The organism is Polaromonas sp. UBA4122, assembly GCA_002381615.1.
GTDB lineage: Bacteria > Pseudomonadota > Gammaproteobacteria > Burkholderiales > Burkholderiaceae_C > Polaromonas.
The window spans coordinates 28,012-51,966 of sequence record DFWY01000033.1; the positions used below are offsets into that span (position 1 = coordinate 28,012).

The 23,955-nt window shown below is 59.9% G+C and carries 16 protein-coding genes and 1 tRNA gene; 3 read left to right on the forward strand and 14 right to left on the reverse strand.

Going from position 1 to position 23,955, the window contains the following annotated elements:
* Window position 1 precedes the first annotated feature (1 nt).
* On the forward strand, window positions 2–4,039 hold the full coding sequence (locus B3F77_RS04570) for a translocation/assembly module TamB domain-containing protein (RefSeq protein ID WP_293603814.1): 4,038 nt from the start codon (window positions 2–4) through the stop codon (window positions 4,037–4,039).
* Window positions 4,040–4,113: 74 nt separating this feature from the next.
* Window positions 4,114–4,188 (forward strand) — tRNA-Arg (locus B3F77_RS04575).
* 315 nt (window positions 4,189–4,503) lie between these two features.
* On the opposite strand, the gene B3F77_RS04580 is transcribed toward B3F77_RS04575, so the two are convergent.
* The 9 genes from B3F77_RS04580 to B3F77_RS04620 form a co-directional block, all read right to left on the reverse strand.
* Window positions 4,504–5,898, reverse strand: coding sequence for an MFS transporter (locus B3F77_RS04580; protein WP_293603815.1), 1,395 nt, complete (start codon window positions 5,896–5,898; stop codon window positions 4,504–4,506).
* 527 nt (window positions 5,899–6,425) lie between these two features.
* Window positions 6,426–6,998 carry a hypothetical protein gene (locus B3F77_RS04585; protein WP_293603816.1) on the reverse strand — a complete coding sequence of 191 codons (573 nt, stop codon included), beginning with the start codon at window positions 6,996–6,998 and terminating at the stop codon, window positions 6,426–6,428.
* A 73-nt stretch (window positions 6,999–7,071) separates the two neighbouring features.
* Entirely contained in the window at window positions 7,072–7,293 is a 222-nt protein-coding gene (locus tag B3F77_RS04590; protein WP_293603817.1) for a CsbD family protein, read from the reverse strand.
* Between the two features lie 478 nt (window positions 7,294–7,771).
* The gene (locus B3F77_RS04595) at window positions 7,772–8,509 is read right to left on the reverse strand and encodes a lysophospholipid acyltransferase family protein (protein ID WP_293603818.1); all 738 of its coding nucleotides are present in this window, start codon (window positions 8,507–8,509) and stop codon (window positions 7,772–7,774) included.
* Between the two features lie 15 nt (window positions 8,510–8,524).
* Window positions 8,525–9,823 carry a dihydroorotase gene (locus B3F77_RS04600; RefSeq protein WP_293603819.1) on the reverse strand — a complete coding sequence of 433 codons (1,299 nt, stop codon included), beginning with the start codon at window positions 9,821–9,823 and terminating at the stop codon, window positions 8,525–8,527.
* Window positions 9,824–9,926: 103 nt separating this feature from the next.
* Window positions 9,927–10,889 (reverse strand): aspartate carbamoyltransferase catalytic subunit, encoded by a 963-nt coding sequence (locus tag B3F77_RS04605; protein WP_293603820.1) that lies wholly within the window; start codon window positions 10,887–10,889, stop codon window positions 9,927–9,929.
* A gap of 66 nt (window positions 10,890–10,955) precedes the next feature.
* On the reverse strand, window positions 10,956–11,462 hold the full coding sequence (gene pyrR / locus B3F77_RS04610) for a bifunctional pyr operon transcriptional regulator/uracil phosphoribosyltransferase PyrR (RefSeq protein WP_293603821.1): 507 nt from the start codon (window positions 11,460–11,462) through the stop codon (window positions 10,956–10,958).
* Entirely contained in the window at window positions 11,459–11,875 is a 417-nt protein-coding gene (gene ruvX, locus B3F77_RS04615; protein ID WP_293603822.1) for a Holliday junction resolvase RuvX, read from the reverse strand. Before ruvX ends, pyrR begins: the two co-directional genes overlap by 4 nt.
* Complete coding sequence (locus B3F77_RS04620) at window positions 11,872–12,459, reverse strand: YqgE/AlgH family protein (protein WP_293603823.1); 588 nt, start codon at window positions 12,457–12,459, stop codon at window positions 11,872–11,874. Before B3F77_RS04620 ends, ruvX begins: the two co-directional genes overlap by 4 nt.
* Window positions 12,460–12,567: 108 nt before the next feature.
* Between B3F77_RS04620 and B3F77_RS04625 the strand changes: the two genes are divergently transcribed.
* Window positions 12,568–14,049 (forward strand): cryptochrome/photolyase family protein, encoded by a 1,482-nt coding sequence (locus B3F77_RS04625; RefSeq protein WP_293603824.1) that lies wholly within the window; start codon window positions 12,568–12,570, stop codon window positions 14,047–14,049.
* A 56-nt stretch (window positions 14,050–14,105) separates the two neighbouring features.
* Here B3F77_RS04625 and B3F77_RS04630 read toward each other — a convergent pair whose 3' ends face one another.
* The 5 genes from B3F77_RS04630 to B3F77_RS04650 all read right to left on the reverse strand — a co-directional run bounded on the left by B3F77_RS04630 (window position 14,106) and on the right by B3F77_RS04650 (window position 23,922).
* Window positions 14,106–20,204: an Hpt domain-containing protein gene (locus B3F77_RS04630; protein ID WP_293603825.1), complete on the reverse strand. Its 6,099-nt coding sequence runs from the start codon at window positions 20,202–20,204 to the stop codon at window positions 14,106–14,108.
* A 70-nt stretch (window positions 20,205–20,274) separates the two neighbouring features.
* Window positions 20,275–22,380, reverse strand: coding sequence for a methyl-accepting chemotaxis protein (locus tag B3F77_RS04635; RefSeq protein WP_414702960.1), 2,106 nt, complete (start codon window positions 22,378–22,380; stop codon window positions 20,275–20,277).
* Between the two features lie 225 nt (window positions 22,381–22,605).
* Window positions 22,606–23,136: a chemotaxis protein CheW gene (locus B3F77_RS04640; RefSeq protein ID WP_293603827.1), complete on the reverse strand. Its 531-nt coding sequence runs from the start codon at window positions 23,134–23,136 to the stop codon at window positions 22,606–22,608.
* 22 nt (window positions 23,137–23,158) lie between these two features.
* Window positions 23,159–23,524, reverse strand: coding sequence for a response regulator transcription factor (locus tag B3F77_RS04645; protein WP_293603828.1), 366 nt, complete (start codon window positions 23,522–23,524; stop codon window positions 23,159–23,161).
* 5 nt (window positions 23,525–23,529) lie between these two features.
* Window positions 23,530–23,922, reverse strand: coding sequence for a response regulator (locus B3F77_RS04650; RefSeq protein WP_293603917.1), 393 nt, complete (start codon window positions 23,920–23,922; stop codon window positions 23,530–23,532).
* Window positions 23,923–23,955: the final 33 nt, after the last annotated feature.

Consider the following 23,955-nt stretch of genomic DNA (forward strand, 5'->3'; position numbering starts at 1 on the left):
GATGGACCCATTGAACACCCCCAAGGATGAGACTGCTTTAGTGACTGCTGCAGTGCCTGCCAAGCCAGCGCGGCGATGGCTGAGAGTCGCTGCGCTGGCCGGCGGCAGCTTCGTTGTGCTGGCGGTGGTGGCGTTAGGTACGCTGTGGTGGTGGGCCGGTATGGACGGGTCCCTGGCCACCACACTACGCTGGATAGGGCAATCACAGCCCCTGACTGCCGAGCGCGCTACAGGCTCACTGCGTTCACGCGGGCAGATTGACCAACTGGTGTGGCAGCAGGACGGCTTGCGAATAGACGCTCGCGATGTCAGCCTGAGCTGGCAACCCTGGTCGCTGTTGCACGGCACGCTCAAGCTCAACCGCCTGAGCGCCGCCAGCGTGCAGGTGGACGACCAGCGTGCACCCGCTGCCGCGCCACCCACCGGCCCACCCGCTGCTTTGAGTCTTCCTCTGCCGATCGTGCTTGATGCGTTTTCAGTTGGGCAACTGCGGTGGACGGGGCCCACGACCCTTACAGCATTTACGGCGTCGGGCATTTCAGGGCGCTACGAATTCAACGGTCTGCAGCATCAGCTCGATCTGCTCAGCGCGCAGGTGGCCAGTGGCCATTACAGCGGGCGCGCCGTCTTGTCTTCCCGCAGTCCGCTCATGCTGGATGCCAGCTTGTCGGGTGCCTTGGCGGCCGCCCTGCCCGACAGCAAAACCTCCGTACCGCTTGCGTTCCAGGCCACGGTACGCGGTCCGCTAAAGGAGCTGCTGGTGAACGCCGAGCTACAGATGACTGCAAAGCCGGCGGCCGGTCGTGCGCAACCCCAACAGCAACCGCATGCCAGCGCCACGGCACGCATCACACCCTGGGCCGCGCAGCCGCTGCCGCAGGCCGATGCAAACTTCCATGATCTGGACATCGCAGGGCTGTGGCCCGATGCGCCGCAAACCCTGCTGAGCGGTAGCGCCAGCGTACGCCCCCTGGACCGCACCGCGGCGGCCCCCAGCGCTGCATGGTTGCTGCAACTGCAATTGGCCAATCACCTGCCTGGCCCCTGGGACCAGCACCGGCTCCCCCTGGAACGCCTGGAAACCCAGGGCGAGTGGCGAAATGGCGCAGGCATTGTGCGCACACTCAAGGCGCAACTGGGTGGCGGCGAACTGCTGGCCAACGGCGAGTGGACTGGCGCCCCGCCCGCCAAGCCCTCCGCAACGGACACGGCAGCACCGGCGCAAGCCTGGAAACTGCAGGCCACGCTGCAGCACGTCAACCCGGCCCTGCTGCACACACAGCTCGCCCCCCTGCCGATCGACGGCCGGGCCGCTGTGCGCAACCAAGGCACAGCAACGGACTTTGAAGCCAGCGTGCAGGCGGCGAGCAGCGGGGGAAGCGCGCGCAGCACCGGCAACAAAGCACCGGCATCCAGAACACCTTCCAGCGAGAACACTTCCCTGGGCCAACTGCGCCTGCGCGATGCCAGTGCCACCGGCAGCTGGAACCCCCGGCAGGCGGGCGGCACCTTGGTGTTGTCAGCCCTGCGGGTGCGGACCGATGAGGCCGAACTGAGTGGCCAGCTAGAAGTCCAGCCCGCCGCACGTGGCGGCAAAGGCAAGCTGGCGTTGACGGCACCCGGCCTGGACGCAAAGCTGCAGGGCGAGTTGCGGCAAACCAGCGGCGGCGGCACATTGAGCTTGCGCGGCCGGGATGCAGCGCAGGCCTTGCGCTGGCTGCAAAAACTGCCGGGCCTGCCCGCCACCATTCAAACGGCTTCGGCGAGCGGCAGCGCTGAACTCCAGGCCAGCTGGCAAGGAGGCTGGCTCGATCCGGCGCTGCAGGCGCGGCTGGAGCTGCCTTCACTCGACTGGCGCACAGCGGGGCCCATTTCCGCAGCCCCGTCTCCAGCCACCGCCACCCCGGGCGTGCTGAAAATCCGCGCACTGCAAGCCTCACTCTCAGGCCGCTTGAGCCAGGCGCAATTCAGCGCACAGGGCCGCATGGAAGTGGACCAGCGCCGCTACGCCCTGCAACTGGCAGCCGTTGGCGGGCGCGTCAGGCAGGCCGCCGCGCGCAACGCAGCGCTAGGCGAATCGGCCTGGCAAGGCCTGCTCAAGCAGCTCAGCGTGAGCGTTGAGGACCCCGCCTTGGGAGCGGGAGCATGGCGGCTGGCGACGCGCGCAGCGGTGCCGCTCAAGTGGACGCCGACACGCGCTGGCGGTGCATTTGAAAGTGGTGCTGGCGAGGCCTTGTTAAGCGCGCCGTCCGCGAGCGCCTCAGCCACCGCTCCCTCACAAGCCACGCTCACCTGGCAACCTATACGCTGGCGGCCCGGTGAACTCTTCACCGCCGGCAAACTCACCGGCTTACCCATGGCCTGGATTGAGTTGCTGGGCGGCCCGCAGATGGCCGGTGCCGGCCTTGCGGGCAACCTGGTATTTGAAGGCGAATGGGATGCCAGACTCAGCGATACCTTGGCACTCAAAGCCAGCCTGACACGTAGCAGTGGCGACATCACGGTTCAGGCAGACACCGCACAAGGCACTTCTACCCGCGTGGCGGCCGGTGTGCGGCAAGCGCGGGTGTCGCTGGTTAGTGAAGGCGAGGCCTTGACGCTGGCTGTGCGCTGGGACAGCGAACGCGCGGGCACCGCCGACGGCCGGCTTTTGACGCGCCTGGCGCGCGCTCCTTCAGGCACCGGACTGGGTGGCTGGCTCTGGCCGGCTGATGCGGCGCTCAATGGCCAGCTGCATGCGCAGTTGCCGCGCATTGGGGTCTGGTCGATGCTGGCACCACCGGGCTGGCGGCTTCGCGGCTCGCTCGGGGCCGATGTGGCCATTGGCGGCACGCGTGCTGCCCCCCAGCTGACAGGTGACCTGCAAGCCAACGACCTGGCCTTGCGCTCGATCGTCGATGGCATCGAGTTTGGCAACGGCCGCCTGCGGGCCCGGCTGGATGGCACGCGCATGCGCATCAACGAGTTCTCCCTGCAAGGGGCTGGCGACAAAGGCACCGGCGGCCTGCTGACGGCGCAGGGCGAGGCCGGTTGGATCGAGGGCCGGCCGCAAGTACAGCTGAGTGCCAAACTGGAGCGGCTGCACGCCAGTCTGCGCACCGACCGGCAAGTCACCGTGTCTGGCGAGGTGCAGGCCAGCCTCAAGGGTGACCAGACCGAACTGACTGGCAAGCTGGTGATAGACCAGGCGCGCATCATTCTTCCCGACGAAGGCACGCCCCAGCTGGGCGACGACGTGCTGGTGCGCACTACCCGCGGTGCCGCTGCCGGCCAGAAGGCACCGGCACAAACCAGCGCACCGACATCGGACAAGGAAGTCCGGCCCATCAAGCTGGCCGTTCAAATCGATCTGGGCCGTGACTTCCGGATCCAGGGCAAGGGCCTTGACACGCGGGTTCGCGGCACACTGGCCCTCTATGGTGACTCGCTGCGCGAGCCCCGGCTGACGGGCACGGTCAACACCGCTGGCGGGCAGTACCGCGCCTACGGTCAGCGTCTGGATGTCGAGCAAGGCGTGCTGCGGTTCACCGGGCCTGTCGACAACCCAACGCTGGACATCCTGGCCATTCGCCCCAACCTCACCCAGCGCGTGGGCGTGCAAATCACCGGCACGGCCTTGCTGCCGCGCGTGCGCCTTTACGCGCAGCCCGAGCTGCCCGATGCTGAAAAACTGTCATGGCTGGTGATTGGTCGGCCGTCGGCCGCCGGCGGCGCCGAAGCAGCGCTGCTGCAGCAGGCGGCACTGGCACTGCTGGGCAGCAAAAGCGGCGGAATTTCGGGGGGCCTGGCTGCATCGCTGGGGCTCGATGAGTTGTCGTTTCGCGGTGCGTCCAGCAATGCAGATGGCAGCACCACCGAGGGCGCGGTTACGCTGGGCAGACGCTTTTCGCGCAATTTTTACGCCGCCTATGAACGCAGCATTTCAGGCGCCCTGGGCACCCTGTATGTTTTTTATGACCTGTCGCAACGCTTCACGGTGCGCGCGCAAGCTGGCCAGCAAAGCGCCGTGGACCTGATCTTTACGGTGCCTTACGACTGAGCCAGCTTCAGCCCGCCCCTGCCAACGCTCAGCCAGCGCATACAATTCTTGTTCTTCGCAACTTGCCAAGAAGTGCCGCCATAGTTCAATGGACAGAACGAGTGCCTCCTAAGCGCTAGATACAGGTTCGATTCCTGTTGGTGGCACCAACCGCTATTATTTCGATAGCTGCTTGCGCCCGTGAAATATTGGCTAACACCGGATTTAACGCCTAAAAATCCGCGTCCAGGCCGCGATTTACCGGCTGGCGCGACACCCATGCTGCTCAGCGCTCACTAGCGTGCCCCAGCATGAACACGAACGGCAGAGAACTGGACCGCGTGACCTTGGGAGCCATTCGCAGGGCAGCGAATGGTCAAAACCATAAGTTCAGGGTGGCATGCACCCGCCAGACGGATGCGAGTCAACGCCGTTCCCGGCTCAGTCAAGCCTGCGGCCTGATCCGCTCTTTGCCAGCGCCCTCGTCATTGCCGCTTTATACGCAGCGCGCTGCAGGTCCCGGCCACCGCCGCAAAACCTGCGGCCAGCCACAGCGCGACAAGCGGACCTTTGCCGTGCTGCGCATCGAAAAAACTGAAAACGATGGCCAGCAGCACCGCGCCCAGGGTTTGCCCGGTCAGGCGCGCCGTGCCCAGCATGCCGCTAGCGCCACCGCTGCGGTGCGCCGGAGCCGAGGTGAGGATGATGTGGTTGTTGGGCGACTGAAACAGACCAAACCCCACGCCGCACAAGGCCATGCGCCAGACGATATCGGCGTTGGCGGGCTGCGCTGGCAATAGGGCCAGAGCCATCAGGCCCAGGGATAGCAAGCCCATCCCCAAGCCGCCCAACAGCCCGCCCGGGTAGCGACCGATAAGACGCCCCACCAGCGGCGCTATGACCACAATGGCCAGCGGCCAGGCGGTGAGCAGCAGGCCCGCCTCCAGATGACTGCGCCCATAGCTGCCCAGCAACAGGAACGGCAATCCGACATAGGCCAGCGTCTGGGCGCAAAAAGCCCCCACGGAGGTGCCCATGGACAAGGCGAAAACCGGGATGCGCAACAGGTCCAGCGGAAACAGTGGCACCGGCTCTTCCAGCTGGCGCCTCACGTAGATCACGCCCACGACGACGCCCGCAGCCAGCTCGGAAAGCGCTAGCCACATCGGTGTGCCGTGCGCGCCGCCAGGGCTTGCTTCAACCTGAACGCCAAGACCATCAATTCCCAGAAATACCAGCCCGAACATCAGGCCGTTCAATACGACATCCAGCACCGAGAAACGCGCGCCGCTTGCCTTGGCCAAGTTGTCCGGCAAAGCCTTGCGCCCCAACCACAGGCAGATCAAGCCGAAAGGAACATTGATGGCGAACAACCAGGGCCACGAGGCCACCGAAAGAATGCCCGCTGCAATGCTGGGCCCCGCCACCGAGGCGGTCGCCACCACCAGCGAATTGATGGCGATGCCCCGCCCCAACAGGCGCGATGGATAAGTAAGCCGCACCAGCGCCGCGTTCACACTCATGAGACCGGCCGCGCCTATGCCTTGCATCACGCGAGCGAGCGCCAGTGTGGTCAATGAATCGGCCAACGAACACGCCACCGAGGCAGCCGTGAACACCGCCATGCCGGTCAGATAAACACGCCGATAGCCCACGATGTCGCCGAGCGTGGCCAGGGGCAGCAGCAAGGCCAGCGTGGCGATCTGGTAGGCGTTGATCACCCAGATGGATTGGGCGGCGAAGGCATTCAGTTCGCGCGTGATGTCGGGCAGGGCCAGATTGACGATAGTGCCATCGAGCACGGCCATGACAATCCCGAGCATGATCACCACCAGCGCGCGTACGCGTTCGCGCGTGGGCAAACCATCCTGAACAAGCATGCAAACCTTTTGATTAAAGCGGGCGGGAGTAAAAGCCTGCAATGACAGGCGCTGCAACAGCCGGCTGAGTAACCGGTATTTTAAGAGCACTGCCAAAAACTTTCAGAGACAGGGCCTGCCGTGCGAAGCCGATGAACCGCCTTAAGAGCCCAGGTTTTTACTTGACGTCAAACCGTGAGCATTCATGTCATCGCCGCGTAAAAGCTATGATTTTGATAGCTGCTTGTACCCATGGAATAAGGACGGTAGCACTATTGAGACATGAAGTTGCTCAGCAGGCGCTGAAAGCGGTTGGTCTCACTTTCCGGGCGGGCGCCGCATTGCTTATTCGCATGCCAACGTTTTTCTCGTTGTTATTTTCAGAACAAATGAGTCACCAGCGCATATGTCACGGGTGCTTGAAGCTATTGAATACATAGCAAAACTGCTCAAAAAAAATCCCGGCATGCTCTCGCATAGCCGGGATTTTTCTTCAGTGAGGTGAGGCACTATCCCGCCCACCGCAGTGACGGACGGACCTGCTCCTGTTACTTCATGTCGTATTTGCTCTTGGCATCGCTCAAGCAAGTGTCTTTGGCGGTGCCCGCCAGGCTGTTGCAACGCTCTTTGGCCGCACTGTAGTCGGCTTCACGCTTCTCGGTGTTGGTATCTTTCTTCACATCGGTCATTGTTTCGGCTTTGGTTTTGCTGGTATCCACACTGGCCTTGGTCACTTTGGCGTCCGCCTTGGCCTTTACGTGAGCAGCCTTAGCGTCCTTGACGCAGACATCCTTGCTATTACCGGAGAGGTCATCGCATTTTTGCTTGGCGGTGCTGTAGGCCGCGTCCGCTTTGGCGACGCTGACTTTCTGATCATTTCTGGAACTGGGCTTGTACTGGGCCTCCAGCTCGGCCTTGGCCACTTTTTCTGTGCCCTTTGCTTCTGACACGCAGATGTCTTTGGCATTAGCCTTCAAAGCCGTACATTTGTCACGGTTGACCTTGTAGTCGACCGAGATTTGGGTTTTCTGGGCTTTGTATTCATCTTTGGTCAATGCCATGGCATTGCCCGCAAAAACACAAGACATGGCCACAGTAAGCATTAGCAATTTGGTTTTCATGGTGAATCCTTTGGTGCGTTTTTTAATTAAATGAAGAAATTGAAAAAATGAAAATCAGAGTTCCCTGCCGGGCTCAGTAGCGCTCAAAGAAATTGGTGGGATTGCGTTCCTGCCATGCGCTGACCTGCTTTTCGGCTTCTTCCTTGCTGATGCCGTGGCGCTTCTGGATACTGCCCAGCAGTTGATCCCGCTTGCCAGCGATGACATCCAGGTCGTCATCGGTCAGCTTACCCCACTGCTCCTTAATCTTGCCCTTGAACTGAAGCCAGTTACCCTCTACACGATCTTGGTTCATAGTTTCTTCCTGAAGATGTTGATGGATCCGCTTGCAACTTGCACAGTTTTTGGCAACCGTCACAAGCACCTTTACGAATGACTACACCTTACTTTCCATCCATTGCGGTGGCAGTAGTCCCGCGCATTTAATATGCGTAGGCTCATGCCTACAGAAGGGGGAACTGCAGGATCTTGGAATGCAGATGCACTAAAAACAGGTCCCCAGTAAACGCTCTGAATGGTTTGCAGGGCAACCGCGCTGAAGCGCACCAGATAGGCCCAGCGCACCGATCAGACGGGCGGCTTTCATCATATGGACAACCCGCTCGGACAAAGCGGTGCGCGCTAGTAAATACACATAAGGACGATGTGCCATCCCATCATGACCGCGCACTGGGTGGGTGGAGTGGCATACGCTCAGAGGTCTATCATGTCGTGACCGTCCCGCGCGAGGCCCGACGCGCCGAGAACTACCCTGCAGCGCTAAACCTGTCGCGCTAAACTTGTCTTAAGCGCTCAATCTCTTCGCGCAGCGAATGCGCCCATACGCGCCTGGATTGCCCCTGCGGCACCTGGGGCTCCCCAAAAGTCACGACGGTCTTCAGCCCGTGCGCAGCAAGGGTCCGCCAAATCGATCCCATCAGGGTTTCGTCGCCCACATAGCTGGGTGCAAAACTCGTCGCACCGCTGGCTGCATCGATGAATTTGAGTGCCATCGGCTGTACCGGTACAGACGCCTCAATGGCGGCCTGGATCAGGTTGGCATGAAAGGGCTTGAGCGTGATACCGTCGCCGGTCGTGCCTTCGGGAAACACCGCCAGAATGTCACCCTCCCGCAGGCGCTCTGCCATTTGCACCACCACCCGATGCGCATCGCGCCGCGACTCACGCTCGATATACAAGGTGCCAGCACCACCGGCCAGCGTACTGACTACGGGCCACCCCCTGATATCGGATTTGGAAACAAACCGGCAATGGCGTGACGCGTGGATCACCAAAATATCCAGCCACGAAATATGGTTGGACACCAGCAACACGGGCCCCCCAGCGGGCGGTATGCCGTTCACCACCAGCTCGATACCCACGATGCGCAACATTTGACCCGACCATGCGTGAACCCGTGCGTCCCTGTCGGCCTGTTCAAGCCTCGGAAAAAGGATTTTGATCGTCCAAAAACCGTGTCCTGCATGCACCATGGCCCGCAACAACTTCCAGGAAATGCCCAGCAGCCTCATGGTGCAGCCGGTGCTTTAATGCGAGGCTTCGTAGGCCACCTGGCCGCCCACCACCGTCCAGCGCACACGCGCAGAAAGCTGGTGGCCAGAAAAGGGCGTGTGCTTGCCTTGACTGCGCAAGACAGCCGGCTCAACCATCCAGCTACTGTCCGGATCAAACACGCAGATGTCGGCGACCCCGCCCTTGACCAGCCGACCCGCGCTGGCCTGCAGGGTGCCCAGTGCATCACCCAGCACGCGCGCGGGTTCGCTCGTCAACACCGCGAGTGCCCGCAGCATACCGGCTTGACTGTCACTGCCCCACTTGCAGGCCAAGCCCAGCAGAAGTTCCAGGCCGGTAGCACCCGGCTCAGCCTCGGCAAACGGCAGCGTTTTGGCATCCTCGTCGACCGGCGTGTGATCAGACACCAGCGCATCAATCGTGCCGTCTGCGAGCCCCAAACGAATGGCGTCCCGGTCGCGTTGCTGGCGAAGGGGCGGGTTCAGCCGCATGCGGCTGTCGAAGTAGCCGATGTCTACATCGGTCAAATGCAGATTGTTGATGCTCACGTCGCAGGTCACGCCCAGCCCCTCTGCTTTGGCCCTGCCGACCAGCGCAACCCCTTCGGCACTGCTGATACGGCACAGGTGTACCCGTGCACCGGTGGCGCGGACCAGTTCAAAAATCGTGTGGAGGGCAATGGTTTCGGCGGCCACGGACACGCCGCTGAGGCCCAGGCGCGTGGCCAGTGCACCGCTGGCGGCCACGCCCTGGCCGAGGTGCATCTCCTGCGGGCGCAGCCAGACGGTGTAGCCAAAAGTGGCGGCGTACTGCAGCGCACGCATCAGCACCTGGGTGTTGGCCAGCGGCACTTCGGCTTGGCTAAAGCCCACACAGCCAGCCTCGGTCAACTCAACCATCTCGGTCAGCGCTTCACCTTTCAAGGCGCGCGTTAACGCACCCAACGGGAACACACGCGACTGGTGCAGCTTTTCTGCGCGGAACTTGACCATTTCAACCAGACCGGGTTCATCGAGGACCGGATCGGTATCCGGCGGGCACACCAGACTGGTCACGCCGCCTGCAACCGCAGCAGCCAACTCGCTTTCCAGCATGCCTTCATGTTCGTAGCCGGGCTCGCGCAGCCGCGCCGACAGGTCGATCAGGCCCGGTGCCACGATACAGCCCCTGGCGTCTATGGTTTTGTTGGGCACGAAATCGGCGGCGGCGCCTTTCAGCGACACAATGCGGCCTGCAGCAATGGCGACATCGCCCACTTCGTCCAGATGGGAAGCAGGGTCAATGACCCGGCCATTCTTGATGAGGAGTTTCATTTGATTTTTCCGGAAAAAGGCCGCCGCGCCGGGCCGCCCCAAGCAAGGCCAGCCCCCTTGGGGGGCAGCGCATTACACGAAGTGAAAAGCGTGGGGGCCACAGTCATGCTTCATTCCCGGCAACGATGCTCATGACGGCCATACGCACTGCGATGCCGAAGGTAACCTGCGGCAAGATGACGCTCTGCGCACCATCAACCACCGCCGAATCGATTTCCACACCCCGGTTGATGGGGCCTGGGTGCATGACGATGGCGTCCGGCTTGGCCAGCTGCAGCTTCTCGTTGGTCAGGCCAAAGCTCTTGAAAAACTCCTGGCTGCTGGGCAGCAGCGCACCCGACATACGCTCGTTTTGCAGCCTGAGCATGATGACTACGTCGGCGCCCTTGATGCCCTCTTCCAGCGTGTTGCAGACGCGCACGCCCATCTGCGCCATGTCAGCAGGCACCAGGGTCTTGGGACCGACCACACGCACCTCCGCGCAACCCAACGTCGTGAGCGCATGGATGTCGGAGCGCGCCACGCGCGAATGCAGCACGTCGCCCACGATGGCGACCGTGAGGTTGCTGAAGTCCTTCTTGTAATGACGGATGGTGTACATGTCCAGCAAACCTTGCGTGGGGTGCGCGTGCCGCCCATCACCGGCATTGATCACATGCACATGCGGTGCCACATGCTGGGCGATCAGGTAAGGCGCACCCGATTCGCTGTGGCGCACCACAAACAGGTCAGCGGCCATTGCGCTCAGGTTGGCAATGGTGTCCAGCAGCGACTCCCCCTTGGAGGCCGAGGAACGTGCAATGTCGAGGTTGATGACGTCTGCCGACAGGCGTGTGGCGGCAATTTCAAACGTCGTACGGGTGCGAGTGGAGTTTTCAAAAAACAGGTTGAAAACGCTCTTTCCGCGCAGTAACGGGACCTTTTTTACCTCGCGGCTGCTCACGCTGACAAAGTTGGCGGCGGTATCCAGAATCTGCGTCAGGGTCGCCTTGGGCAGACCTTCTGTCGAGAGTAAATGAATCAGCTCACCGTTTTTATTGAGTTGTGGGTTTCGTCGGTACAACACGTTTTAGGCTCCTCTTCCGCTCTGAATTTCTGCTCTGGGTTATCGCTTGGCGATTCGGCTTGGGGGTTACCGGTCCTGAACCTGAAAGCTGAACTGGCCGTCTTCCGCGCGTGCCAGCTCAAGCGTCTGCGAGGCGGGCAAGGTCACTCGCGCCACTGCAAGATCGGGTTGTACGGGCAACTCCCGCCCTCCCCGGTCTACCAGTGCCACCAGCTTGACGCTGGCTGGCCGCCCATAGTCAAACAGTTCATTGAGCACCGCCCTTAGGGTGCGGCCGGTGTAGAGCACATCGTCGACCACAATCAGGTGCGCGCCGTTCACATCAAAGGGCAGCAGGGTTTTCCCGCTCGAAGCCAGGCCGCGCTGCGAGAAATCGTCACGGTGCATGGAGGAAGAAAGAATGCCGACTTCTTCGGCCAAACCCAGGTCCTTTTGCAAGCGCTGTACCAGCCAGGCGCCTCCCGACGCGACTCCCACCAGCCGCGGCGGCTGGTCGTAAGAGGCCAATAGCAGCCGCATGCCGCGCAGCAACTCGCTGTACAGCGCCTCGGCGTCCAATATCAAGCTGCTCATGGAAGACTCCTTAAAAACTGCTCCAGAATGATGCAGGCGGACGCTGCGTCGGCATCCTTAGCGCCGCCAGTCAATGCCTCGGTCGTGCTGTAGCGCTCATCGACCTCAAACACCTGAAGACCATAGCGTCCGCGCAGCTGACGGGCAAATTTTTGCGCACGCACGGTATTGTCGTGGCTCGCACCGTCGGGGTGAAACGGAATGCCGACGACCAGCGCATCGGGCTGCCATTCCTTGATTCTGGCTTCAATCACCGGAAAACGGGCAACGCCTTCTGCTGCGATGGTCGCTTGCGGTGTGGCGGTGCGGGTCAGCACATTGCCGGTCGCAACACCGGTACGTTTGAGACCGAAGTCGAAAGCCAGAAAGGTTTGGAGCCCAGCGGCCTGCACAGGCATGGCTGTCAGGCTCATGCGTGACCAGCCACGGGAGACAACATCCAGATCTGCAGGCCCAGCAGCATGAGGGCCTTGTCGTAGCGCTGCTCCACCGGCGTGTCAAAAAGCACCGTCAAATCAGCAGGCACTGTAAGCCAGCTGTTATCCGATATTTCCGATTCCAGTTGACCTTCACCCCAAGCGGAGTAACCGAGCGAGACAAACACTTTGCGGGGGCCAGCGCCGGTAGACAGCGCTTCCAGCACATCTCTGGACGTGGTCATTTCCAGGCCACCCGGAATCGTCATGGTCGAGGCGTACACCGATTCGTGACCGGGCATCATGGATTCGTGGAGCACAAAACCACGCTCGGTTTGCACCGGGCCGCCCTGAAAAACCGGTGCTTCAGTGAGGTCGTTGCGATGCAGCGGCAGCTCGACCTTGTCAAACAGGCTCTTGAGAGTGATGTCGCTGGGCTTGTTGATAACCAGGCCCAAGGCCCCGCGCTCGCTGTGCTCGCACATGTAGACCACGCTTTTGGAAAACGCTTCATCAGCCAGCCCAGGCATGGCGATGAGGAAGTGGTGCGTCAGGTTAATCAGTCCGGAATCCATGGCCATGTTTTGATTTTACGCGTGGACGGCCTTCGGTGCCGGTCTTAAAAACCAGTTCTACCCTGAAAGCTCTTCGCAAAGCCGTACCGGGACCTTTTCGCTACCATCAGCCTCATGCAAAAAAAATATCACACCGGCCTGATGTGGTTCAGACGGGATTTGCGGGTTGATGACAATGCCGCGCTGTACCACGCACTCAAATCATGCCAGCAGGTGTTTTGCGTGTTCGTATTTGACCGGGACATTCTGGACGCACTGCCTAGAGCCGACCGCCGCGTGGAATTCATCCGGGAGTCGCTGGTCGACCTCAACGAGCAACTACAGCGGCTCGCCCTGGAAAACGGCACATCGCATGCCGGCCTGCTGGTGCGGCACGACAGGGCCAGCAATACTCTACCGATGCTCGCTGCGCGGCTTTCTGTAGATGCGGTATTTACCAACCACGATGACGAGCCTCAGGCCCTGGCACGCGACGCCGGCGTACAAGCCTTGCTGGAAAACAAAGGCGTGGCTTATCACAGCTTCAAGGACCATGTTATTTTTGAGCGCACCGAGGTGCTTAACCTGACCGGCAAACCCTACAGCGTGTTCACGCCCTACAAAAATGCCTGGTTGAAGAAAGTTGACAGCTTTTACCTCAAACCCTATCCAGTGAAGCGGTACGCCGGAGCGCTGGCGGCAAGGCCAGCTGACGAGCAGCGCATTGCGCCGACACTGGACGCTTTGGGGTTTGAAAAAACCAACCTGGCTGCACTAAAAATTCCCACCGGCAGCCAGGGCGGGGCCGCGCTTTTTGCTGATTTTCTGGGCCGCATGGTGAACTACAAAGACACGCGCAACTTCCCGGCGGTAAAAGGCCCGAGCTACCTCGGCGTGCACCTGCGATTTGGCACGGTGTCGATCAGGAAGATGGCCTCAAGCGCGCTGGAACAGCAACAATACGGAAGCGAGGGCGCAGCCACCTGGCTCAGCGAACTGATCTGGCGCGATTTTTATGCTCAGATTTTGAGCAATTTCTCCCATGCGGCAGCCAGCGCGTTCAAGCCCGAATATGACGCGATTGCGTGGGAAGAAGGCGAGAAAGCCCAAGCGCTTTTCCAGGCGTGGTGCGAGGGGCGGACAGGCTACCCGCTGGTGGATGCAGCGATGGCTCAAATCAACCAGACGGGCTACATGCATAACCGCTTGCGCATGGTGAGCGCCAGCTTTCTGGTGAAAGACCTGGGACTCGACTGGCGCTGGGGTGAGCGTTACTTCGCCGAAAAGCTCAACGATTTTGACTTATCGGCCAACAATGGCGGTTGGCAGTGGGCGGCCAGCACCGGTTGCGATGCGCAACCTTATTTCCGCATTTTCAATCCGGTCAGCCAGAGCAAAAAATTTGACGCGGAAGGCAAGTTCATCCGCAACTACTTGGCGGTACTGGAAAAACTGCCCGCCTCCGCCTTGCACAGCCCCTGGCTGACCAAACCGGTGGAGCTCAGCGCCGCAGGTGTGGAACTGGGAAAAAACTACCCGATGCCCATCGTGCAGCACGACGTGGCGCGTGCGCTGACACTGCGGCGCTACGCGGCGGTGAAAAAAGTAACCGTCTGATTTGCTATGTTTTTAATAGCTATTTATGCCCATCCCATATGGGCTGGAGGCACTTTTTATGCTGAAACAGGGATTTCCACGGCACAGTAACGCCGCACCAGGCTCATCAACTCGTCTTCCGAGTAAGGTTTACCCAGATAGTGGTCAACGCCCAGCTCCTTGGCATGCTCGCGGTGCTTCTCGGCAATCCGCGAAGTGATCATGATGATGGGCAGATGGCTCAGGCGCACATCGGCCCGGATGTTGCGCGTCAGATCAAAGCCGTCCATGCGCGGCATTTCAATATCTGACAACACCACCGCAGGCCGTTCTTCCTGCAAGCGCTCCAGCGCCTGCAGGCCGTCGGCCGCCATGGACACACGGTAGCCTTCGCGCTGCAACAGGCGCTGCGTGACGCGCCTGACAGTGATCGAATCGTCCACCACCAGTATCAGGGGAATTTGCGGCACAGCCTGCACAGGCGCCGCTCCCTTCGCGTTGCTGGCGCCCGACTCTTCCAGCACATGCGGTTCGGCCTGGTCCGCGCTCCAGGCACGCGCCTGCTGACCATAGACGGCAGCCAGCGCCACCGGGTTGTAAATCAGCACCGCCGCACCCGAAGCGAGCACAGACATGCCCGCCAGACCCGGCAGCCGCGACAATTGCGGGCCCAGGTTTTTAACCACCACCTCGCGGTTGCCCAGCACTTCATCGACGTGCAATGCGATCCGCTGGGCAGCGCTTCTGAAAATCACGACCGGCGTGGTCTTGGCCTGCGCTACGCTGCTGTGATGCGAGGCCTGCAGCAAGGCGCCCGACCAGAAGAAAGGTACGGCCTCGCCAGTGACTTCAATCGTGCCGGTGTTGTAAGCTTGCTGCAACTCCTTGCTGGAGGCGCGCCGCACGGTCTCCACCACGTTGGCAGGCACACCTACTGTCAGACTGCCTGAGCGAATCATCACCACGTGCGTCACTGCAGTGGTCAGTGGCAGCACCAGTTTGAAGTGTGTGCCCTTTCCGGACACGGTAGAGGTTTCAATCCGGCCGCCCAGTGCATTGACTTCAGTGCGGACCACATCCATGCCGATACCACGTCCTGCGAGTTCGGTCACTTGCGCGGCCGTTGTAAAGCCCGGCATAAAAATCAGGCGGGCAGCCTCCTGGTCATCCAGCGACTGGTCTGCTGTAACCAGCCCGAGGCTCAAGGCTTTTTCGCGGATGCGCCGCAGGTCCAGGCCGGCGCCATCATCGCTGAAGTCCACCGACACGTCGTTACCTTCCTGGCGAAGGTGGACGGTGATGAGTCCGACCGGGTCTTTGCCAGATTCAGTACGACTTTGAGAGCTTTCAATACCGTGGGCCACGCAATTACGCAGCAAGTGCTCGAAAGCGGGTGTCATGCGGTCCAGCATGCCGCGGTCCATTTCGATGGTACCGCCCAGCAAATCCAGCCGCACTTGTTTGCCCGCTTCCTTGGAAGCCTGCCGCACAACGCGGTACAGACGCTCAGAAATGCCTTCAAACTCCACCATGCGCGTGCGCAGCAGGTCGCGTTGCAATTCACGGGTCTGACGGGCCTGGGCAATCAGATCGTCCTCGGTGGCTTCCACCGTGCGCTGCAAGGTGCGCTGCACGGTCGCCACGTCGTTCACCGATTCGGCCATCATGCGGGTCAATTCCTGCACGCGGGTGAAGCGGTCAAACTCGAGCGGATCAAACCCGGCCTGGGCTTCCTTGGCTTGGGCCAAGCGCGACTGCATCTGTGTTTCAGCCTGCAGCTCAATATCACGCAATTGTTGGCGTAAACGGTTCAAGTTACCGTTCATATCGTTGAGGGAGCCGCGCAGCTGAGCGAGTTCGGCTTCCAGACGGGAGCGCGTGATCATGACCTCGCCGGCCTGGTTGACCATGCGGTCAAGCAGCTGGGATCGCACGCGAACGGAGGCAGAGGCAGCCTGCCGCAATGGCTGCATGACCATGGCTTGCGGCGCCGGAATCGCCAGTTTTCTGGAACTGGTGTCACTGGCAGCGGCCCCATCAGCCAAAGGTTCCTGAACCTCCAAAGCGGGCGATACAACAGAGACGGCGGTAGCAGGGACTGCAGGTGCAGCAGCGCCTGCAGCATCGGCCTGACGCAAGCCTTCAAAAGCGGCTTGCATCGCGTCAAAACGAGTCAATAGAGGTTCAAATTCCTGGGTTGCTGCGGCTTCTGAACCGAGATGCTCGATTTCTGATTCAATCCGGTGAGCCATCTCACCGAGCCGCAGGGCCCCGGCCAGACGGGCACTGCCTTTGAGCGTGTGCAGCGCACGCAGTACTTCCATGCGGGCGCCCTGATTGTCAGGTCGCGCAGACCACTGCCGCAGTGCACCGCCCAACTGAGGCATCAGCTCCGCGCCTTCTTCTTCGAAAATCGGAAACAGCTGAGGGTCGATCGCGTCGACCGCATCGATATCCTCATCGCCTTCTTCGCCGAATGTCGCGATGGCATCAGCCGGAACGGCAACAGGTGCAGGCGATACCAGCCGCACGGACGGCGCAACGACCGCGGCAGGTGCTGGCACCTCCACCACCTTGGCCTCCACCATTTCAGGCTCGTGCAGATACACGGGTTCTGCGCTGGCATCGTCCGCCTGCAATGGCTCGGCAGAAAAATCGAGATCAGCAAACTCGCTCGCTGGCGGCAGAACTGGGTCGAAGAAGTCAAGCTGCTTCAAGCGGTCAAGAATGCCGACATCAGGCTCCTTGAGAAACCCGGCAGCAAACTGGTGCAGCAAACGGCGTATGTCTTCCGCCGCATCAACAAATATCTGACCATATTTAGCAGCGCCATCGCTGTGATGAGCCCGGGATTGCTGCAGGGCATGCTCCAGCGCGCGCGCCATTTCAGACAAGGCAACGAACCCGACGGTTGCAGAACTGCCCGCCAGGGAATGAGCGAGTGCCACCGTCGAATCACTGACCGGCTGGTGGCGTTCAATCGCCCATTCGGAAACTTCGGTCACCAGTCGACGCGACCATTCATCGGCCTCGTTCAAATAGACGTTGTAAAGAGGGATGCCTATGCGCAAGGCACCAATAACCTTGATTTTCTCATCTCCATTGCCGTCAACCGGCAGAGCGCCATCAGGAACATCGCCAAGCTCGGCGACGTTCAGGACCGTCGCAGCTTCTTCGATTTGCGAATAAGTGAATTCAAGCGTCTCTACCGGCTCGTACAAAGCGGCAACTCGCTCCCGCTCGGTAGCGGGTGAAACTTCGTCCGTGACAGGCGCGGCTTGGTCGGGCGCTGCAGCCCGGATCTGGAAGTGCCTGTCAAAATCTGCCGCCGACAATTCAATCGCTTCCCCAGGCTCCGGCTCTTCAGACAAGCCCTGGGGCTGGTCTGCCACCGCAGGATCAGCAAGCATGGGTGAGACACTGCTGTCAGCGGAAAGCGCGAACAGGCTGTCGAAATCAATGCCTTCCATATCCATGACGGACGTGGCGACCTGCTCAGCAGGTGTACCGGCCGGCGCCGCTGCAGCAAGGTCGGTATCAAAAACGATATCAAACTCAAAGACGGGTTCAACGGCTACGTTAGCAGGCAGGTTAGCGCTTGTATTGTCAGGTGCCCCGGACTCCGGTTGAAGTTCCGGCAGCTCAAGCGCGTCTGCAGCAGCGACTTCCATAGCGGGGGAGGGAACGCTCGGTTCACTGGCTTTTGCAGACAGGTTCAAGGCGCTGTAGCGCCCTTGGGTACGCATGGCATCTGCACTGCTGCGGAAGGGGGACGCTGACCATGGGTCACCCTGATTCGCAGCGATATCGGCAATCCAGTTTGTGAAACCGGCCAGGACCTCAAAGGACAAGGCCCTAAATTCAATAGTGGCGGTTTTTTGATCAGCCAGCCAGCTATTGAGCATTTGCTCAAGCGACCAGGCTGCTTCGCCAAATTCGCTGAGTCCGACCATTCGCGAACTGCCTTTGAGCGTGTGAAAAGCACGCCGCAATACCGTCAGTTGCGCTCCATCGCCCGGGTCGCTCGCCAGTGCCGCAATGGCTTCCAGGGCATTGCCAACGACTTCACGTGCTTCCTCAAGGAAAATATCGCGCAAGTCATCTTCTTCGAAATCCGCCGAGGCTGCCTGGCTGGCTGGCGCCTGCACGACCTTGGATGCCAAGGTCGTCAGTGCATTGGCTGTGGCTTCAGCATTGTTCGCAGAAACGGCCACCGCCGCATCATGGGCGGTCTGGGCAAGGGCGGACTGCTCAGCAAGTTCAGCATGAGTCGCCAACGCATCCAGTCTCTCGGTGAGATTTTCGTCCGGCTTGCCGACACCCGCTTCCCGCACCACGGAGATAACTTCCTGTGACAGCAAATCGCTGTTCACCGTCACGGCCGAAGCAGCACTGGCTGCGTTTTGCGTACGACCCATCAGGGGCTTGAGTTCACCTTTTTCTTCGTCATAGACAAACAGCTTTTTCGCCAGTACAGGCTGGTAATTTAGCATGTCGATCAGGAAACTCAGGGCACCCAGGTTGTTACCAAGGTGATCAAATGTCCCGGTGGCTCGTGCCCCTTGCTCGTCAATTTCGCTAACGAGCATTTGCTCGACGCTGGCTTTCATGCGTAAAACAGCATGGGCTGCCTGATCGAGCCCGAGCACCGACAATACACCACGCATCTGTGAAAGCTGCCCAGGCACTGCCTGCAAGGCCGTCTTGTCCTGCGGGTTGCGAAAAAACACGTCCAGCGAATTTTCGAGTTCGCCCAGTGACACGCGCAATTCACCGACCACACTACCCATGGTCTGTTTATCACTGACCCGGCGATACAGCTCTTCCATCCAGCCTTCCAGCGGCTGAGGCTCACCACCCGTCCTAACCCGCTCCAGACGCTCCGCCAGATTTGCGGTGCGTACCGTCAGTTGCGGATCGTTGGGGTCCAAGTCATCGAAGGCCGCTTCAAGATAGAGCACCGCTGTCGCAACTTCCATCGCCAACTCAATTCTGGGGGCTTGGGCGGTGCGGACCGTGGAGTCAATCGCACGGGTCAAGGCTTGCGCAAGTGGCTCGCTGGGCGGATGGAGTTTGAGCAGGGAATCAGTCACCAGGCTGAATTGGTCGACCACCGATATGAACTTGCTGACGTCTCCCGCAGAAAGGGAAGACCAGATTTCCTTGGCGGAAGTGATCCGCTTGCGTGCCTGAGCCAACAGGGCTGGATCGAAGCGGCCAAACTGCACCATCTCGTAATCGACCGGTTTAAACCGTGTGAGTCCGTAGGTCGAACGGACAGCCGACAGGATGGGCGTATCACTGGCCCGGCTTGAGACTGCCTGAGCGCAGAAAAAGAGCAGGTCCTGCGCAAGGCGGTCTGATATCGCGGGATCACCTTTGGCAAGCGAGGCATACTGCAACAGGATCCTGGATGCAGCGCGCCTTACATAAATATCGGCGCTCAGCAGATCGTGCGCGATGGCTTCAAAGTAGGCTGCCGCAATCTTCCAGAAAATCCTGGGCTGGCGATCGGCTTGTCTCGCTGAAAATCCAAGGCTCAATTCCTTGAGATTCTGTGCAGCCTGCGGCGCCTTACCCCTCATGAGCTGCAGCACCGACTGGTCCATCGCCGCCCGTGCACTGTCGTCGTAATTCCGGGGTTCGGCGGTCGCCGCCAACTCAGGCTCCAGCCAGCGCCACTCAAACGGCCACAGGTCGGCCGGGTGAATGCGGTCAGCACGTACCAGCTCCTGGATATCACGGTACTGCGGAAACAGGGAAACCGCAGAAACCGGCTTGTCCGCAAGCACACCTTCCAGATATTCAGTCAGTGCAAAGCTGGCACGCTCGATTTTGGCGGCTGCCTCCTGGCTGCATTGCTCGGGTTGCTGCACAAACTTTTGCACCGCGGCCTCCATGGCCCGCAGCACCCGTGCAGGTCCTGCCAGCCCCACCATCTCCAGCGCACCCACAGCCTGGTGTAACTGCTGACGCGCAATTCGCAACTGACTGGCGTCAAGCGCTGCGAGATCGGAGCCGCGTGCCACCTCGGCCTCCCGCACAAAGCGCTTGAGCGCCTTCGCGGCGCCATCCAGCGACTTGCGCAGCTCGTCAAGCACCCAAGCCAGCGGACCAAGATCGTTGACGGTGAGATTGATCTCAGCAGCTTTTGAATTCGGGACCTTGGATTGCATAGATAACGGGCCGGTTCAGAAATCGGGGTTCACAGTCAGCAGTCAGCTGTCAGCGCATAACAGATGGGCATCAGGCGATCTTGAATCGGGACACCGACTGACGCAGTTCTTCCGCCATGCGTGAAAGATCACGCACCTGCTGCGCCGTGGAACGAGTACCTTCTCCCGTCTGCTCCGTCACTGCAAAAATGTGCTGGATGTTGCCTGCCACCACGTTGGCCGATGCAGCTTCCCTGGATGCAGTACTGGAAATCTGCTCAATCAGATCCGCAAGGCGCCGCGACACCTGGTCAATTTCGGTCAGCGCCGTACCGGCGTTATCGGACAGCTTGGCCCCTTCGACCACCCCATGGGTGGACCGTTCCATAGCAGCTACCGCGTCCTGGGTATCGGTCTGAATCGCTTTCACCAGGGCCGAAATCTGGCGCGTTGCATCTGCGGAACGTTCAGCCAGTCGCTGCACCTCCTCCGCAACCACCGAGAAGCCTCGTCCGGCTTCACCGGCCGACGCCGCCTGAATGGCAGCGTTAAGAGCCAAAACGTTGGTCTGCTCGGTAATGTCGGAAATCAGCTCGGTAATCTCCCCAATCTCTTGCGATGATTCACCCAGTCGTTTAATCCGTTTGGAGGTATCCTGAATCTGGTCACGGATGAAGTTCATACCACCGATGGCATTCTGCACAGCCTGCAGGCCAGATTCAGCGGCTGTCAGCGACTGACGCGCCACTTGAGAAGATTCCTGCGCCTGGGTAGACACTTCGTTGATTCGAGAAGCCATGTCGAGCACCGACTGGCCGGTTTCGCGAATCTCTCGCAGTTGCTCGGTAGACGCTGCCAACAGCTCCGTGGAGGTGCTCTCCACCTGCGCCGTCGTCTGCGCCACCCGTGTAACCGTACTTTGCACGTTACCCACCAGCTGGCGCAACTCCTCCACCGTGTAGTTCACCGAGTCGGCAATAGCGCCGGTAATATCCTCGGTCACGGTCGCTTCCTGCGTTAGGTCACCCTCAGCCACTGCCTGCAACTCGTTCATCAAACGCAAAATGGCGGCTTGGTTGGCGTCGTTAACGCGCTTGGCGTCATGCTCCTGGCCTTTGGCTTCCAGCCGCTGACTTTCAGCAATACCCTGGCGTTGCCGGCTTTCCAGAACCTGCAAGCGGGCCAAGCCGGCCGCGCAAAGCAGCGCGAAAGCTGCCGCCACCACCAAGGTCGTCAGCGCAGCCGCGCTCAGGCCAGCCTGGGCAGAAAGCTTACCCTGCAAATCCTCAAGACCACGGCGCAGAGGCTCGCTGTCCGCAATGATCGAAGACTGGGCTTCGCGGGCCGAAACCAGACCCTGCAAGTTGCCCAAAATGGCACCAGCCTGCACCCGCGTTTGCTCATAAAGCGCCATCAGGGCATCCAGTCGCTCGCGGGTCTGGGGGTCTTTGGAACCGCTCAAGCGCAACTCAGCGCTGCCGTCCTGCAGGCCTTGCGCAATCTCCTTGAACGAGTTCAAGTCCTTACCCAGCAGAAACACCGCCTCGGGGCTCACGCCTTCCATGGTCAGGAACTCGTTGGCAGACTTACCAATGCGCTGAGTCAACATCACCAGCTGGCCAGCCGCTGAAATTTCTGCCGGTGCCGCATTTTGCTGGAGCTTGAGCGACGACACGGTTTCTGCAATTTCCAGCAAATCCGAAGATTGGCGGTTAATGGTGCGCAAAGCGTTACCCACCTGTGTCAGGATGTTTTGCTGACCCATAACTGTTTTTGCATTTTTCTCGGCCCGCTCCATGAAGGGGGTGACCTTTTCCACATCGGGCTGCAATTTGTCGCTAACCGGGACCAGGTTCAAACTGGCCTCGCCGACCTTCAGGCCTCGCACGGATTTGGCCAGTACATCAGCGCTTTCGCGCACCTCGGGGAAGGCCTGGGCGCTGCCCACCAGGGCCTGCGATACCGATTTCGCCAGTCGCTGCGACTGCATCAGGGACTGACCGGTTGCCTCCAACTGCTGAGCCACTTTGTGCGCCTGATTCAGTGCCAGAAAGGTCACCGTACCCAGTACCACCACCGCCAAAGCCAGCAAAGTCACCAAAATGACGATGTGCCGATCGAGGGTTCGGCGGCCGAGCAAGGGAAGCGTCAGCAGGTCGGGACTTTCAATCGGCGCACCTTCTTCAGCGGTCGCCATGCGGCTTGGCGCAAGAGAGTCCTCCTTGGCGTCCCTCTGACGGATGGCTGCGGTGTTGAGAGATGCTTCATCCATGGCACCGGTATCCAGGGGATCACCCGGCATGCCTAAGGATGCCATATCCATGCTGTCTTCAGGCTGGACAAACTTGGTTTCAAATTGCTTGTGGATATTTTCAATAACAGACATGGTGAGCCTTCCGGGAGAAACGGGGGACAGGGTGCGCTAGGCGCCTATCGTCAAAAAACGAGCTTGTTGAGCAAGCAACTGAAGGTTAATTTCCTGCCAGGTTGCGCCGTTGAGGTCAACATACTGATGACCAAAAAATTCGGGTGCATCGGGCGCTTTTTCTGAAAAGTCGCTAAACGCGTCCTGTTTTCGCAGCCCAGCCAGCTTGTCGATCAACAAGGCGCAATTAACATCGAGCGCGCTATTGAGCGCGACGAGCCTTGAGTCTGAGTAAGCGAGTTCATTTTTCAGTGTGGGGGCCTGGCCGCTAACGTAACTTGCCAAGTCAACGATACCAAACAAACCGCCCCGCAAATTGGCAACGCCGACGAACCAGGCTTGGGTATATGGGACCGGCTGCGCGCTGACCCACGGAAAAATTTCACCGGACTGGCTCAGGGGAAACAGGTATTTCCTTTCACCGGCCTCCACGGCCAACCAGGACGCGGCAACGCCTTGCGTCCGCGCAATCTGCAACCTTTCGGCCAAGCGGGTTTGTAGCTCCCTGAGAGCTTGTCTGTTCGCCATGCTTTAGTTTTATGCCAGCAAATCAGCCAATGGCTTTGATTTTGGCCACCAATTCAGCAGCATCCACAGGCTTGGTGATGTAGTCGCGAGCGCCTTGACGCATGCCCCATACCCGGTCGGTTTCCTGAGTTTTGCTGGTGCACATCACGATGGGGATGTCGGAATAAAGAGGGTCACGCGCAATGGCACGCGTTAACTGAAAGCCGTTTTGCCCAGGCATCACCACATCCATGAGGATCAGTTCAGGTTTGTCTTCTGCTAGGCGGCGAAAGGCATCTTCCGCATTTTCTGCGGTTTTGACTGTATAGCCATTTTTGACCAGCAGATCGGTCAGAAACATCAATTCGGTTTTGGAGTCGTCAACTACCAGTATTTTTTTAATTGCCATCACACTCATCCTTGTTTTGCACTGCCAAGCGCCTGAACGGTTTGCAGCAGTTGGTCTTTGGTAAAAGGCTTGGTCAGGTAGTCTTGTGAACCCACCATGCGACCACGAGCCTTGTCGAAAACGCCGTCCTTGGAGGACAGCATCACAATGGGAACACTCGAAAATTTCACATTGCGTTTGATAATTGCACAGGTTTGATAACCGTCCAGACGGGGCATCAAAATGTCACAAAAAATCAGGTCGGGCTCATAGTCATTGACCTTTGACAAGGCATCGAACCCGTCCTCAGCCAGCAATACTTCATGCCCACCCTGCTTCAGGAAAATCTCGGCGCTACGCCTGATGGTGTTGCTGTCATCAATGACCAAAACCTTCAATCCGGAACTGGGAATGCTCACTGCCTTTGCTCCTCTTTTTGCAGGCCCCGAAGC